The sequence below is a fragment of the Bacillus sp. CZDM1 genome, from assembly GCF_055502545.1.
Genome location: NZ_JBUESO010000026.1, coordinates 15,493 through 29,315 on the forward strand (window position 1 = coordinate 15,493; position 13,823 = coordinate 29,315).

Here is a 13,823-nt window from a genome sequence, read left to right on the forward strand (position 1 = left end):
TTAGGAGGAATCATATGAACAAATTTAAGATTCTATTCACCTGCTTATGTATCTCTATATTCGTTGCTGGATGTAATATGAAGGAAGAAGGAAGAGGAGCAGATGAGCACGGTGAAATTACTAACCGCAATGCGGGTGCTTTAAATGTAGGAAATAGTTTGGGTAATCCCAATTTAAACTTAGATTATATGAATAACACTTCCAACCCTGTTAATAAAACAGGTTTACGGGTTGTAGATGAAGCAGAAGAGAATGTGCAGAACTTACATGAGGTTAAAAGTGCGAATATCATTGCTGCAGACCGTAATGCTTATGTAGCAGTTGTTATGGATGATGACTTTCATGGCGAGCTCAATTCTTACATCGAAGATCAAATTGCACAGCAGGTAAGGGATGCAGACACATCTATTCATAATGTATATATTTCAAGCAATCGTGACTACGTCAGACAAATGGGCCACTATAGGGATCAAATACAAAATGGAAGAAAAACAGAAGGAATGAATGGTGGATTTAATCAAATGGTGCGAAGCGTCTTTACTAATCATGAGAGTGTTAACAATGACTAACCGGACACTTTGAATAGTAGATACTCCAAAAAGGGTTCCGTTTTTAGGGTGCTTTCTTATAAATGACAGAAGAAAAGACGTATGAATTCATACGTCTTTTCTTTTTGTTTATCAGGGTATGCCAATCGGAAAACCTCCCCTTCCCGAAACAGGTTCCATTTTGCATTTAACCGCATAATCTCCGCTTTATTTTACTTCTGCTGGTTACGCAATTCCATCTCATTTCTCTGGACCTTGTGCCAAAGATTTTCTGTCAATTGCTTCAGGCTGTTTTTCAAACCAACCATGTTTAACCATAATATTGAAAGAAAATGCACCAGCCTCCATAGCATGGGTAAATACCTTAGCATAGTTCACTATTATATCTGATCTGAAGCTGGAACCTATAGATGCACCATAATATGTTAGAGCCGCATTTACTAAAAAACCAGCGTGAAACATAATCAATTTGTCAGAAAAAGGACTTACAGTAGAATCAGTAATTTCATTATCCCATTTCTCAGGGATTGGTAAATGATCCTGTTGTAAGATAGCGTCAAAGCTCGTAGCATCTTTCCCAGCTAATTTAACGTTTTTTAACATAAAATTACGAACGTCTTCCTGTACCGCCACTTGACTAAAAGCCAAACTTAACGAACTGACAAATCCAGTTTTCGTTGAATTAAAGAAAAGGGTGCTGATTTCCGAGCTATTTAATGGCCTTTTGTCACCAACTAAATTTTCAATAAATCCTGGTGAATCCATAAACTGTGGCATATCAGGTGGAGGAATGGATGGGACACTTGTAAATTTTGGCTGATTTTTAGCCAATTCTACTATTTTTTGGAACAATTCTTTAGAGGATGCCGTACATTCAAAAAAGTAATCTTGAAGGTCTTGTCGCTCCAAGTTAGTAATAGCTAAGCTATAGGCGGTTATCCCATGTATGGTCATAATATAGGAGTAAAATAGTAAAAATTGGTCCGAAAAGAGACGTGGGGCAATGACATTCACGTCATTCTCTGTAAATCCAATTGGGACTTGGAAATCAGCACTTTTTAAGAATTTAGTGATTTTCAAAACATGGCTTTCAGCTAACTGTAATGCGGACTCTAATATGGGTTTTATTTCTTTGTTTTCAACAATGTTAAGAAAATATTTGTAAACACATATTGCCATACTATCTCCTAAATACTGAAGCCAAAGAGCGGATACTTCAGCAGCAGTTAATGTGCTGGTTTTTGCGTTCCTAAAAATCCCCAAAGGAAATACCTCCAATTTTTCATATGTATTCTGAAAATATTTTATGGAATTGGTAGTGAATTATACAGATAGAGTTTTTGTTTTCAAAATACAAGCAAGGTAGAATGGAGTAAAACCACGTTTTTCCCTGTTAGAAAAAATTACAAAAAAATAAAACAACCCGTAGGCTGCCTTAAAAATAATAAATCATTAATATGATCTCTGTAGCTAGATTCAATGATTGAATCTAGCACTTTTTCATTTGAATACGGTTATAGTAACACCTTGATAACTGCCTTTTTCACGGGTTCTGACTCTCCAGTTACTTGAAGAGCTGGCATATGAACATCTTGTGGGAAGAAGATTGTATACATTCCCGCCTCAAGGGTGATGGTATCGCCCTCTCCTGTAAATAACCAATAATCATCATTTTCATTATATGGCTGTTTTACTTGCATTTTATCAATGTTCGCGATTTTGATAGCTTCCGTACCCTCAATCATGAACTGAATATCTAGGTATTTTTTGTGAGCCTCCCATGCCCCTTCGCTCTCTAGCTTTGTATCGTAGCTTTGAATCATGACAAATACTTGATCGCCCTTGATTTCATGTTTTCCAGGTGCAAATGATCTAAGGTCATTCTTCTGAATAAATTCAAAAACAGTTTTCAATTCTGGATGAAGCTTTTCATAGTGTGCTGCATTTTTTACAAAGTCAAGAATCATGACAGTATCCCCTTTTTAATTGAGTAGTTTCCTTTCCCCAGGTGTACTACTGCCTTCAACCACCGAGGGAAAGTTCCCTTTTCTATTATTTTACTATAATGAAGTCCAGTTGTCATTTTTAAAAATAAAATTGACAACTAAATTTCATGATGTTATAGTTTCATTATGAAAGCGCATTTCATCTACTTACAACTAGAGTGGAGATGATACAAATACATCTTAGACATCAAAGGAAAATAGGTAGGAGAGGTAGTATGGAAATTTTAGAAACGATTAAAAGTAAATTGGTTGTGTCCTGTCAAGCTCTTGAGGATGAGCCGCTACATGACCCATATATTATGAGTAAGATGGCATATGCAGTAAAATTAGGCGGGGCTTCTGGGATTAGAGCCAACAGTGTAAAGGATATCCATGCAATCAAAAAAGAAGTGGATCTTCCAATTATTGGGATTATTAAAAGGGACTATACAAATAGTAATGTGTATATTACTGCAACGATGAAAGAGATTGATGAACTCTATCAGGAAGGTGTAGACATTATCGCATTTGATGCGACACAACAAACCCGACCTGGCGGCCAAAGCTTTCAAGAGTTTTTTGCAGAGGTAAAAGCTAAGTACCCAAATCAATTGTTTATGGCTGATATTTCTACATTAGAGGAAGCGATTGCAGCTGAAAAAGCTGGAGTGGATATTGTGGCCACAACATTAGCAGGATATACTCCTTACTCTGAAGGAACGGTTCCTTTGGAATTGCTAGAACAAGTCATATCCCATGTATCTGTACCTGTCATTGCCGAAGGAAATATAGATACACCAGAAAAGGCAAAGAGGGCAATCGAGTTAGGGGCACATGCTGTTGTTGTAGGCAGTGCGATTACACGTCCGAAAGTAATCACAGAGATGTTTGCAAAATCTGTACATGAAGCCTAAGAAAAATATAAACAAAAAATAAAACAAATACTAAGAATGAGGGTGTAAAGAATGAAAGGAATTTTTACAGCATTAATGTGTTCATTCGATGAAAATGGACAAGTGAACGAAAAAGGATTAAGAGAGATTGTACGTTATAATATCGATCATTCAAAGGTTGATGGCTTATATATCAATGGAAGTACAGGCGAAAACTTCCTAATTTCCACTGAACAGAAAAAGCAAATCTTTGAAATTGTTAAAGACGAAGTGAAAGACCAAGTTAAATTGATCGCACAAGTGGGTTCGTTAAATATCGATGAAGCAGTAGAATTAGCACAATTTGTAACCGATTTAAAATACGATGCGATTTCTGCCGTTACACCTTTTTACTACAAGTTTGATTTCCAAGAAATCAAGGACTACTATAATACTATTTTAGAAAACGTTAACAATAAAATGATTATTTACTCCATTCCTTTTTTAACAGGAGTTAACATGAGCCTTGAACAATTTGGAGAGCTTTTTGAAAATGAAAAAATTATTGGTGTTAAGTTTACTGCACCTGATTTCTTCTTATTAGAAAGACTTCGTCATGCATACCCGGATAAGCTTATTTACTCAGGATTTGATGAAATGCTGCTTTCAGCAAGTGTCCTGGATGTAGATGGTGCGATTGGCAGTACGTTTAATGTCAATGGACAACGTGCAAAGCAAATTTTTGAATTAGCCAAGAACGGTCAGATCGTAGAAGCAAGAGAAATTCAGAAAGTAACAAATGATCTAATCGAAGAAATCCTAGATAACGGTTTGTACCAGACCATTAAAGAAATACTGAAAACAAAAGGTGTTGACGCAGGTGTTTGTAGAAAACCAATGAAAGCGTTGGCAGAAGAAAAAATTCAACGTGCAAAACAGATTTCAGAAAAATATCTGTAAAACTTCTAACATAAGGGTCAGGGGGGGACAACATGACAGGTTCATTTGCGGTAATTGATTATGTAATATTAATAGCATATCTATTGTTCATATTATGGGTAGGTATGGCGGTTGCAAAAAAAGAAATGGCAGGGAAAGAGTTCTTCAAAGGGGACGGTTCTATTCCTTGGTGGGTTACATCAGTAAGTTTATTCGCAACACTTCTAAGTCCGATTTCCTTCTTATCATTAGCTGGTAACTCTTATTTAGGGACTTGGGAGCTATGGTTTGCACAATTAGGTTTATTTGTTGCAGTACCAATCACCATTCATTACTTCCTGCCAGTTTATAGAAAATTAAACCTAGATACAGCGTACGAATATTTAGAGCGTCGTTTTGATGTGAAACTGCGTGTAATTGGCAGTGTGCTATTCATCATCTATCAAATTGGACGTATGTCCATTATTATGTATTTGCCAGCGTTAGCATTAGCGGCTGTTACAGGGATTCATCCAGTATTAATCGTTCTATTCATGGGTGTTATCGCAACGATCTATTCAGCGTTTGGAGGAATTAAATCAGTACTTTGGACAGACTTTATCCAAGGGGTTGTCTTAATCGGGGGCGGTATTTTTGCTCTCATTATGTTACTAATCGACGTTGACGGTGGAGTGGGAGAAGTATTTCGTGTAGGTACTGAAAATGCAAAATTCTTTACAGATGTAGCATTCTTTGATCCGAACTTTGTAAATAATAGTGTTCTGCTTCTAATTGTTGGTGCTGGATTAACAACAGCATTCTCATATATTTCAAGTCAGGATATGGTTCAAAGATATCTAACAACAACTGACTTAAAAGAAATGAAAAAAATGACATATTTAAATGGTATTCTTTCACTTGGAACAGCAACATTGTTCTTCTTTATCGGAACGGCACTTTACACATTCTACACACAACAACCAGGTGCAATGCCAGATGGAAAAGCTGACCTTATCTTTGCTAACTTTATCGTAGCCGAATTACCAGCAGGTATTTCAGGTTTATTAATTGCAGGTCTATTCGCAGCAGGTCAATCAACACTTTCAACTGGCTTAAATAGTGTCGCAACAAGCTGGACTTTAGATATTCAAAAAGTTCTTAAACCAGATATGAGTGATGAAAAAGGAACAAAAATGGCACGTAATGTATCAACGATTGTCGGTATTTTCTCGATTATATTTGCCATTGTTCTAATCTACTCAGATGTAGGCGATGCGTATTCTTGGTTTAATGGATTAATGGGATTAGCCTTAGGTATTATCGGTGGTACCTTTACTCTTGGAGTAATGACGAAAAGAGCCAACGCAAAAGGTGCTATCTATGGTTTCTTCGCAACAACAATAGTTGCAATCTATGTGTCTTACTTTACTGATATTTCATTATGGGCATATTCTATCATTAACTTAGTTACATCTATTGTATTTGGTTATGTGTTCAGTTTACTTTTCAAACAAAGAAGTAAAGCTGAAGATGAACCTTTAACTTTCTATGATCGTAAAAAATCTGCATAATAGGATAGCCAGGTGAGAACATGTTGAAACTGACAAAGAAAGTACAAGTGGACGTTTTAGTGATTGGAAGTGGTTTATCAGGGATAAAAGTAAGCAAAGAGCTTGCCGACCAGCAAGTTGACGTATTGATGGTCACAAAAATGCAAGTAGCTTCGGGTTCAAGCTTCTATCCCCTGAAAGCTTCCCTTGGAACTCAAGTAACAAAAGACAAAGAAGACGAAAAGGTATTTCTACAAGATATTGAAACCTTGAGCCAGGGTATGCATCGACAGGATTTGGCAGAGGTGTATGTGAAGGAAATCCCAGATCGTGTCAAGGAATATCAGGATATTGGTGTAATTTCGAAAAAGCTAGAAGGTGAGCGTAAAGCCTGTTTTGCTGAGCATGAACGTGATATCTATTTATTAAGTGATTGGGATCAAATTCGAGAAAATGTGAGAACCATTTTTGCAAAGTATGACAATCTATCCATTATGGAAAAAACAATTGTCCTTTCCCTAATAAAAAAGGATGATCATGTGGCTGGAGCCATACTATTAGACGAAAAAAATGACCTCATCCTCGTTGAATGTAAAGCAGCCATCATGGCAACAGGCGGATTCGGCAGTATCTATAAACATAATTTGAATCCAAATGATGTGGATGGATCAGGCCATATTTTAGCAATAGAAGCTGGGGCACAGCTTGTGAATATGGAATATATTCAGTTTATCCCAGGTATCACAACCCCGAAATATAAAACACTTTTTGGGGAGCATACATTAATGTATTGTGATGATATTGTTGATGAAGAGGGAAACAGTCTATTAGACACAGTCCTCCCTGAAGGTTTATCAAAACAAGAATGTCTGGAAATTCGAAGTACCCATGGTCCGTTTACCCATTCTCTTGAATCGAAATATTTTGATATTGCGATGATGAAAAAAATTATGGCAAACCGAAATGAAGAGGGATTTAGACTTTTATATCGTCCCGAGTTATATGAGAATGAGGAAGAGTTTTACACGGTCTACTTAAATTGGCTAAAAGACAGAAACATTCATCTTGTGGAGGACGAAATTCGAATTGCCCCATTTGCCCATGCCAGCAATGGCGGTGTCTATATTGACACATATGGCAGGTCGGGTGTGAATGGATTATATGTAATTGGTGAGCTTTCTTGCAATATTGAGGGGGCGAATCGTTTAGGTGGAAATTCGACTGGTGCTTGTATGGTATTCGGTAAAAGGGCCGCAATCGATTGTGTTAACTATATAGAAACAAAACGTATAGAAGAAATTACTGAAAATGAAGTATATGAACATATCGAGAAAATGTTCGGAATGCATGAATCAGGAAGAGAAAAGCTGCATGATAATCTTTTAGATCTAGATAAAAAAGTTCATGAAGTCATCGATTCAATTAAAGAAATCATGTGGTATCATGGTAATGTAGTGCGCAGTGAGGAAAGTCTAGTAAACGCACTTGAAGAAATTAGAAGGATGGAGTCCACTCTTGACTTAGGCAGATTTTTCGAACAGCAATCTACTCGAAAGCTAACCGTTAAGGCAAGAAATTTCTTAAAGCTTTCTCAAATTCTGCTTCAGTCCATGCTTGAACGAAAAGAAAGCAGAGGCGCACACTACCGTGAGGATTATCCGGAAGAACGTGAAGAATTTAATAAAAGATTGTTCATTTCGAAAAAAGATGATGGGACATTGGAGTATCGCTTTCTAAAAAAATAGGGAGTTGTTATGCTCATAAGGGGAGGGGAAAACCTATATATGGGTTTTTCTCTTTTTTTACTTAGCTGTGTAAAAGCTGAATGTTGATTTTACTGTGTTTGGAAAATAAGCGGAGAATTTCCGTTTAAATTGGGAAATACCGATATTTCCTTAATAATAAGCGGAGGTTTTCCGCTTATTGTATCTAAATCATTGGATTTTGTCTTTTTTAAAGCAGTTAACCGGAAAATTTCCGCTTATATCGGCTTGGTAAGGTTCCTTTATCTACAATAGCCGGAAATTCTCCGCCTATGAATGATCAACCCTACACGAAAATCAACAATGAATAATAACACAGCCTTTTACTTAGTAAAGGTTTGAGAGGAGAAATAGTTGTGCAGCTTGGAGTCATTGATATTGGTGGAACATCTATAAAATATGGTATTACTACAGACCAGGGAGAGCTTTTTGGCCTATATTCGATACCGACTGAGGCTCAAAATGGAGGTCAGGCTGTAGTAGACAAAGTAAAAATGATTTGTGATCAATTAATGCAGCAATCGAATCTAGACGGCATAGCCATTAGCTCCGCTGGCCAGATTGATAATCAACATGGAACCGTTGTCTTTGCAACAGATAATATTCCAGGCTACACCGGTACCCCGCTTGCAGCGTTACTATCAAAACATACAGGTCTGCCAGTAACGGTCGAAAACGATGTGAATTGTACGGCGTTAGGTGAATATTGGCAGGGTGCGGCGAAGGATGTTAATGATTTTCTTTGTGTAACGATTGGAACAGGGATTGGTGGTGCGTTATTCTTAAGTGGTAAGCTATATACAGGAGCAAATTTTTCAGGAGGGGAAATCGGACATATCAATCTATATCCAAATGGTAAACCTTGCACCTGTGGAAATAGCGGCTGCTATGAGAAGTATGCATCTAGCTCGGCATTATCAGAGCTAGTGGGACAAAGGCTGGGGAATATTCCGCTGGAGCAATTTTTCGAGCTGGTTAAAGAGGGGAATAAGGATGCTCATAGCATTTTTATGCAATGGGTAGAGGATGTTGCAATAGGTATCCAAAGCCTTGTTCATATCTTTAATCCTGAACTTGTTTTAATCGGTGGAGGAATTTCCGCGCAAGGGGACTTATTATTGCAAGGGATTGAATCTTCTTTATCGAAGAAAGTTATGCCAAACCATTGGAAGTCTCTTCGATTAAAGGTTGCGGAGCATGAAAATAAAGCCAATTTATTAGGAGCAGCAAAACACTTCTTGGACTTGAACAGGTAAAAAGTAAGTAAGAGGAGATTATATGGAAAACAGAAAATTTACAGGACCGAAGCCTTCTTTATTAATGGAACAACACAAACAAAATTTCACAAAATCAGAACATAAAATACATGAGTATATTTTAACGAATCCAAACCAGGCTTTATACCATTCACTAACTGAATTATCTGAGGCGAGTGGAGCAGCAGAGGCTACGGTTTTACGTTTTTTTAGAAAGTTAGGGCTCAAAGGTTTTCAGGATTTTAAATTTTTACTTGCCCAAGAGATCTCAGGGGATGCAAGTCAACCGAATAACGAATCATACATTGAACGTATTCGTACAAATATGGTTCAAGCCATTGATGATACGTCCAAAATGCTAGATCTGCAAGCTCTCGAAAACAGCATAGAGGAGATTTACCGTGCACAGGATGTTGTTATTTTCGGATTAGGTTCCTCGGGAATTGCGGGACTTGATATGCAAAATCGACTCATGAGAATTGGGAAACATGTTGATGTTGTCACAGACACACACTTTCAAGTGATGAGGGCGACTTCCTTACATGAAAATTCAGTTGTGATTGCAATTAGTTTAACAGGTAGTACGAAGGACATTGTGAATACTGTAAAAATAGCAAAAGAAAAGAAAGCCACAGTAATTGTATTAACAAACTATGTGAAATCACCATTAACAAAATACGCGGATTATATTCTACTTACCTCTGTAAAAGAAAGCCCGCTAGACAGTGGTTCATTAGTAGCCAAAATTACACAACTTTATCTAATCGACCTGATCTGCACAGGAATCACCATGAAAAACTACGAACAAGCCGAAAAAGTAAAAATGGAAATCTCCGAAAATATAGGCAGCAAGCTGTATTAGGGGACCCGGGGACGGTTCTTGTGGTCCCTGAATTTTTGAATTATCTCGAGAGGTAACAGGAGAAATCCTTATCTCGGTTATGAAGGACAAAACTCGGCTGGGCAGCAAGGGAAATGTCTCTCATCTGGGTTATGAAGGACAAAACTCGATTGGGCAACAAGGGAAATGTCCTTCATCTGGGTTATGAAGGACAAAACTCAGTTGGGTAGCAAGGGAAATGTCCTTCATCTGGGTTATGAAGGACAAAACTCAGTTGGGCAGCAGGGGGAAATGTCCTTCATCTGGGTTATGAAGGACAAAACTCAGTTGGACAATAATGGAAATGTCCTTCATCTGGGTTATGAAGGACAAAACTCAGTTGGGCAGCAGGGGGAAATGTCCTTCATTTGGGTTATGAAGGACAAAACTCAGTTGGGCAACAGGGGAAATGTCCTTCATCTGGGTTATGAAGGACAAAACTCGATTGGGCAACAGGGGGAAATGCCAAATAAAATGCAAGCTAAGCTACCTGCGCTTAGCTTGCATTTAATGTTTAATGATGTGTTGCCAGTGTGGCGGAAGTTCATGTGTTTCAAGATGTTCAAATTTCTTTAATTTAATTTGACCTGGAATGATTGTTGGAGCAATTTCAAAAGTCAATCTGTCTTTTCCTACAGAAATATGTGGTCCCACTACAGGAGTAATTTCTAAGGAGATTGAAAAATGAAATGTGCGGAATCCATCAATTCTTTCTAAATTTACAATTTCAACTTGGTAAGGATAGACCGTTGGTGAATAAGTTAAATACTCAGAGTAATGTTTGCTCACCGCCTTATCTATTTCCGGACCTAAGAAAAGCATTAGGATATCATGGACAATCATTTCTTTTGTATCTTGAGGAGGCTTTGTACTTTCTTGTTTCCACCCGATTAGGAGCCAATCAAAGAGCTCGACCGATTTCAATCGAACTTTTTGGTTATTTTGGTTAAGGATAACATCACCATCTGCCAGCGTACAAAATTTTGTTTGATTTTGAACATGGCAGTCATATGCTGGCTCTATGATGGCAACATCACCGTTTTTTATTTTTATTTTTAATAAGGAAATCGGAGCTTTTTTATTATCTAATTCTGTTGATGCCTTTACAGAACTTGCTGTGTTAATCCATTCAACTACCTTCCTGATGACGAACTCTTCAATACCATCATTTTCATTGAAAGTACGCGTACCTCCAGTAGTACGGTTTATTTGCATTGATGTAACGTCCTCCGATTTCATTAAGACATTGGCAATTGCATGTTGAACCGGCAGAAAGATTCCAGAAAAGACCAGGAACAAAATGACTATCTTTTTCATTAACTTTTCACCACCATTGCAGTGTCTGAATACTTTTTATTATTTTTCCTCAATTGAAACACTTGATGACTGCCATTCTTATGAAATGAAATGTAAGAAAAAAGCAGGTCTGTGGCAGAGCCGCTATGCTTGTTGTGTATGCCTTACGTCCGTACCTAAAATATGTTTACCCGGCAAAAAGATTGTGAAGAATTATACTTAAAGTAACGAAGCATTTAGTTTAAGAAGGGTTACATTAATAGCTATATAATATTTAAATAAACGAATGTGAAAATTCGTACGATGAAAGTATGTTTAATGACAAAAATTTGGGTTAAAACTAACTGCAGTAAATATAGGAGGTGTAATCTTTGCGGAATATTCCAACACCTATGGAAATACAACAACATACCATTGAGTTAAATAAATTGATGATGGATTATTGGATACATAATTTTGTATTTTCATTAAAATGGTGGATTCTACTTGCCTTGACAATTGTTCCGTGGTTTTTCTGGTGGAAAATAGTTGATAAAAGTCGTATTTTAGAAATTTTATTATATGGATTTTTTATCATCTCTATTTCAACTTTTCTTGATGTCATGGGTTGGAATTTTTCAATGTGGGTTTATCCCGATACCCTACTTCCACTGTGTACTCCTTTAGTACCGATAGATTATACGTTACTCCCAATACTTTATATGTTAGTTTATCAATATTTTCCAAGCTGGAAATCCTTTTCTGTAGTTCTTCTGTTTATGTCTTTCATATTTGCTTTCGTCTTGGAACCTCTAGCGGAAATGATGAACCTTTATAAACCACTTAAATGGAACCATGTTTATTCGTTTTTCGGTTTTTTCTTAATGGGAGTTTTCTCTAGAGGGTTAGTTTTAAAAATTATTAAAATACAGAAAGAGGGAAACAGTTAAAGATAGAAAGGTGAACCTTAATTCTCCAAATTAAAATGTATTAGCTGTTCTTCTTTTCAGCTAACGGATGCTTTCATTAGCCGTGTTTTTATTCGACTAACGGGCAGGTTAGCTCAATAAATAGTTATTAGAAACTTTAATAAGGGATGTAACGTCTGATTGTTAAGGAGGGAATATTATGAAAAAAGTCGTTATAACCCTTATGACAATGGTACTTTTAAGTGGTTGTAATATAGAATCAAAAATTACTGAGGAACAAGCAAAATCAATTGTTATAGATTTTCACACCAAACAGATTGGGGTAGTTGAAATAATATCAGTAACTACTAAATTTAATAAATATATTATTGAGTGGGAAAACAAGGAGAATTGTAAGCAAGGAACAGATAGTGTTAATTCAAGTGGTAAAATAAAAAACATTGAGTCCTCTATATGCTAAGTGTTGTTCCGCCGTATTAAGAAAAAACAGACCTCTAAATAGGAGGTCTATGGACTTTTGAGAGAATTTAGATGCTGATAATCAATTAACTTTATAGCCCGACGATCCCTGATGTTTTTCCAAAAATAATTTGGATCAATACCAAATGTTAATTTATCAGGACCGTAAAATTTACGATTCTTAATATCCCCGCTATGTGGATTAACAGTGACGGAAACCATTTATGGATATTCATTTCTATTACCTTGGTAATGTTGTTCTTTAATTTCCACTACGTTATAGTAATTTTCCCAATCAAAGGACATTCCGCTAATGGATTCATCATTGTAATTTTTCTGTGCAGCATTAAGTATTTCAGGGATTAGAAGGTCTAACATAAAATTTTTCAAATGTTGTTCTTGTGGAACATCATTTGTTACTCGGTATAAATCATCACTATAACCTTTGCGGTGATACTCTTCTGCAAATACAAAATGTGTGCAAAAAAGAAAGAAAAATACTAAGGTTAAAAGTGATTTTAAGAAAATTTTCATATGTCACATCCTTATAGTTGTAATATTTGTGAAAAAAAACAATCTATTCTTATTTTATTTTTGAAGATATTGTGAAGCAATGCACTTAAGCTAACGAATCAGGTTAGTTCAACAGGAAAGAATAATAAATAGATTTAGTTAGAGGAATATTATAAACAACATATCAGAGGGAAGTTGATTTAAATGGTTAATAAAAAGACATTCGCTTTAGCAATGTTAATCGTTCCTTGGCTAACTGTTCCTTTTATGGGAAAAAAATCATTTTTTAGGTTTTTACCTGTAGCAAGTTTTGTTAATTTATTCATAAGTGTGTTAAGTATAATTGCTAATAAGAAAAAATGGTGGGTAACTAAAAATCCTTTATCTCCCGGTCTTGTAGACTTTACATATATATTAGGTCCTTTTTTGTAGCGACACTATGGGTATTTAAACTAACATACGGCAATTTTCTAAAATATTTAATGACAAATATAGTAATAGACGCTATTTGTGCTTATCCATTTGCTCAATTATGGGAAAAGGTAGGAGTTTTTAAATTTAAAAAGTTGAATCATACTATATGGTATTTTATATGTGTGTCATTAGCAATTATTATTTATGGGTATCAGTATATAGTGGAAAAATCAATTAATAAAAATCAAGACTCGGTTTAAAGAAATACTTTAGAGTAAAATAACAAGGTTTAGTTTGTGAAAATATATACTTAAAGTAACGGAGGCAAGAGTTTAAGAATCAGGCTGCCATTTCGGTGGTCATTTTCATATTGTGTTTACTGTGAACAGTAAAAGCCAGGAAGTGGTTCCCTGGCTTTTACGTTTGTAATCCTAATTATTCATTGGGCAATCAGGCATAGT

The 13,823-nt window shown here is 36.1% G+C and carries 14 protein-coding genes; 10 read left to right on the plus strand and 4 right to left on the minus strand.

The annotated features are described in order from the left end of the window. The first annotated feature begins 14 nt into the window (after nt 1-14). Nucleotides 15-569 carry a YhcN/YlaJ family sporulation lipoprotein gene (locus ACY3XC_RS28020; RefSeq protein ID WP_464871448.1) on the plus strand — a complete coding sequence of 185 codons (555 nt, stop codon included), beginning with the start codon at nt 15-17 and terminating at the stop codon, nt 567-569. 219 nt (nt 570-788) lie between these two features. On the opposite strand, the gene ACY3XC_RS28025 is transcribed toward ACY3XC_RS28020, so the two are convergent. Both ACY3XC_RS28025 and ACY3XC_RS28030 read right to left on the minus strand, forming a co-directional pair. Then, entirely contained in the window at nt 789-1,811 is a 1,023-nt protein-coding gene (locus ACY3XC_RS28025) for a DUF3231 family protein (RefSeq protein WP_464871450.1), read from the minus strand. A gap of 251 nt (nt 1,812-2,062) precedes the next feature. After that, nucleotides 2,063-2,515 carry a NanQ anomerase/TabA/YiaL family protein gene (locus ACY3XC_RS28030; protein ID WP_464871451.1) on the minus strand — a complete coding sequence of 151 codons (453 nt, stop codon included), beginning with the start codon at nt 2,513-2,515 and terminating at the stop codon, nt 2,063-2,065. Nucleotides 2,516-2,769: 254 nt separating this feature from the next. Between ACY3XC_RS28030 and ACY3XC_RS28035 the strand changes: the two genes are divergently transcribed. The 6 genes from ACY3XC_RS28035 to ACY3XC_RS28060 all read left to right on the plus strand — a co-directional run bounded on the left by ACY3XC_RS28035 (nt 2,770) and on the right by ACY3XC_RS28060 (nt 9,754). After that, nucleotides 2,770-3,447, plus strand: a complete 678-nt coding sequence (locus ACY3XC_RS28035) for an N-acetylmannosamine-6-phosphate 2-epimerase (protein WP_464871452.1) — start codon at nt 2,770-2,772, stop codon at nt 3,445-3,447. Between the two features lie 51 nt (nt 3,448-3,498). Continuing rightward, on the plus strand, nt 3,499-4,365 hold the full coding sequence (locus ACY3XC_RS28040; protein ID WP_464871453.1) for an N-acetylneuraminate lyase: 867 nt from the start codon (nt 3,499-3,501) through the stop codon (nt 4,363-4,365). A gap of 32 nt (nt 4,366-4,397) precedes the next feature. Further along, nucleotides 4,398-5,894, plus strand: a complete 1,497-nt coding sequence (locus ACY3XC_RS28045; RefSeq protein ID WP_464871454.1) for a sodium:solute symporter family protein — start codon at nt 4,398-4,400, stop codon at nt 5,892-5,894. A gap of 20 nt (nt 5,895-5,914) precedes the next feature. Continuing rightward, the gene (locus tag ACY3XC_RS28050; RefSeq protein WP_464871455.1) at nt 5,915-7,618 is read left to right on the plus strand and encodes an FAD-binding protein; all 1,704 of its coding nucleotides are present in this window, start codon (nt 5,915-5,917) and stop codon (nt 7,616-7,618) included. Between the two features lie 374 nt (nt 7,619-7,992). After that, nucleotides 7,993-8,892, plus strand: coding sequence for an ROK family protein (locus ACY3XC_RS28055; RefSeq protein WP_464871456.1), 900 nt, complete (start codon nt 7,993-7,995; stop codon nt 8,890-8,892). Nucleotides 8,893-8,914: 22 nt separating this feature from the next. Beyond that, complete coding sequence (locus ACY3XC_RS28060) at nt 8,915-9,754, plus strand: MurR/RpiR family transcriptional regulator (protein WP_464871457.1); 840 nt, start codon at nt 8,915-8,917, stop codon at nt 9,752-9,754. A gap of 525 nt (nt 9,755-10,279) precedes the next feature. Here the strand turns inward: ACY3XC_RS28060 and ACY3XC_RS28065 are convergent. Continuing rightward, nucleotides 10,280-11,089 carry a DUF3888 domain-containing protein gene (locus ACY3XC_RS28065; protein ID WP_464871458.1) on the minus strand — a complete coding sequence of 270 codons (810 nt, stop codon included), beginning with the start codon at nt 11,087-11,089 and terminating at the stop codon, nt 10,280-10,282. A 350-nt stretch (nt 11,090-11,439) separates the two neighbouring features. Between ACY3XC_RS28065 and ACY3XC_RS28070 the strand changes: the two genes are divergently transcribed. Both ACY3XC_RS28070 and ACY3XC_RS28075 read left to right on the plus strand, forming a co-directional pair. After that, nucleotides 11,440-11,997, plus strand: a complete 558-nt coding sequence (locus tag ACY3XC_RS28070; RefSeq protein WP_464871459.1) for a CBO0543 family protein — start codon at nt 11,440-11,442, stop codon at nt 11,995-11,997. 178 nt (nt 11,998-12,175) lie between these two features. Then, nucleotides 12,176-12,436 (plus strand): hypothetical protein, encoded by a 261-nt coding sequence (locus ACY3XC_RS28075; protein WP_464871460.1) that lies wholly within the window; start codon nt 12,176-12,178, stop codon nt 12,434-12,436. 221 nt (nt 12,437-12,657) lie between these two features. Here the strand turns inward: ACY3XC_RS28075 and ACY3XC_RS28080 are convergent, their stop codons facing one another. Further along, on the minus strand, nt 12,658-12,969 hold the full coding sequence (locus tag ACY3XC_RS28080; protein ID WP_464871461.1) for a hypothetical protein: 312 nt from the start codon (nt 12,967-12,969) through the stop codon (nt 12,658-12,660). 183 nt (nt 12,970-13,152) lie between these two features. Here ACY3XC_RS28080 and ACY3XC_RS28085 point away from each other — a divergent pair, with 183 nt between their 5' ends. Next, complete coding sequence (locus tag ACY3XC_RS28085) at nt 13,153-13,380, plus strand: hypothetical protein (protein ID WP_464871462.1); 228 nt, start codon at nt 13,153-13,155, stop codon at nt 13,378-13,380. Nucleotides 13,381-13,823: the final 443 nt, after the last annotated feature.

Bases quoted from the DNA above. Each gene is read 5' to 3' on its own strand.
- ACY3XC_RS28075 (WP_464871460.1), top strand. From the start codon at position 12,176: ATGAAAAAAGTCGTTATAACCCTTATGACAATGGTACTTTTAAGTGGT.
- ACY3XC_RS28085 (WP_464871462.1), top strand. From the start codon at position 13,153: ATGGTTAATAAAAAGACATTCGCTTTAGCAATGTTAATCGTTCCTTGG.
- ACY3XC_RS28030 (WP_464871451.1), bottom strand. From the start codon at position 2,515: ATGATTCTTGACTTTGTAAAAAATGCAGCACACTATGAAAAGCTTCAT.
- ACY3XC_RS28045 (WP_464871454.1), top strand. From the start codon at position 4,398: ATGACAGGTTCATTTGCGGTAATTGATTATGTAATATTAATAGCATAT.
- ACY3XC_RS28035 (WP_464871452.1), top strand. From the start codon at position 2,770: ATGGAAATTTTAGAAACGATTAAAAGTAAATTGGTTGTGTCCTGTCAA.
- ACY3XC_RS28065 (WP_464871458.1), bottom strand. From the start codon at position 11,089: ATGAAAAAGATAGTCATTTTGTTCCTGGTCTTTTCTGGAATCTTTCTG.
- ACY3XC_RS28020 (WP_464871448.1), top strand. From the start codon at position 15: ATGAACAAATTTAAGATTCTATTCACCTGCTTATGTATCTCTATATTC.
- ACY3XC_RS28060 (WP_464871457.1), top strand. From the start codon at position 8,915: ATGGAAAACAGAAAATTTACAGGACCGAAGCCTTCTTTATTAATGGAA.
- ACY3XC_RS28080 (WP_464871461.1), bottom strand. From the start codon at position 12,969: ATGAAAATTTTCTTAAAATCACTTTTAACCTTAGTATTTTTCTTTCTT.
- ACY3XC_RS28050 (WP_464871455.1), top strand. From the start codon at position 5,915: ATGTTGAAACTGACAAAGAAAGTACAAGTGGACGTTTTAGTGATTGGA.
- ACY3XC_RS28040 (WP_464871453.1), top strand. From the start codon at position 3,499: ATGAAAGGAATTTTTACAGCATTAATGTGTTCATTCGATGAAAATGGA.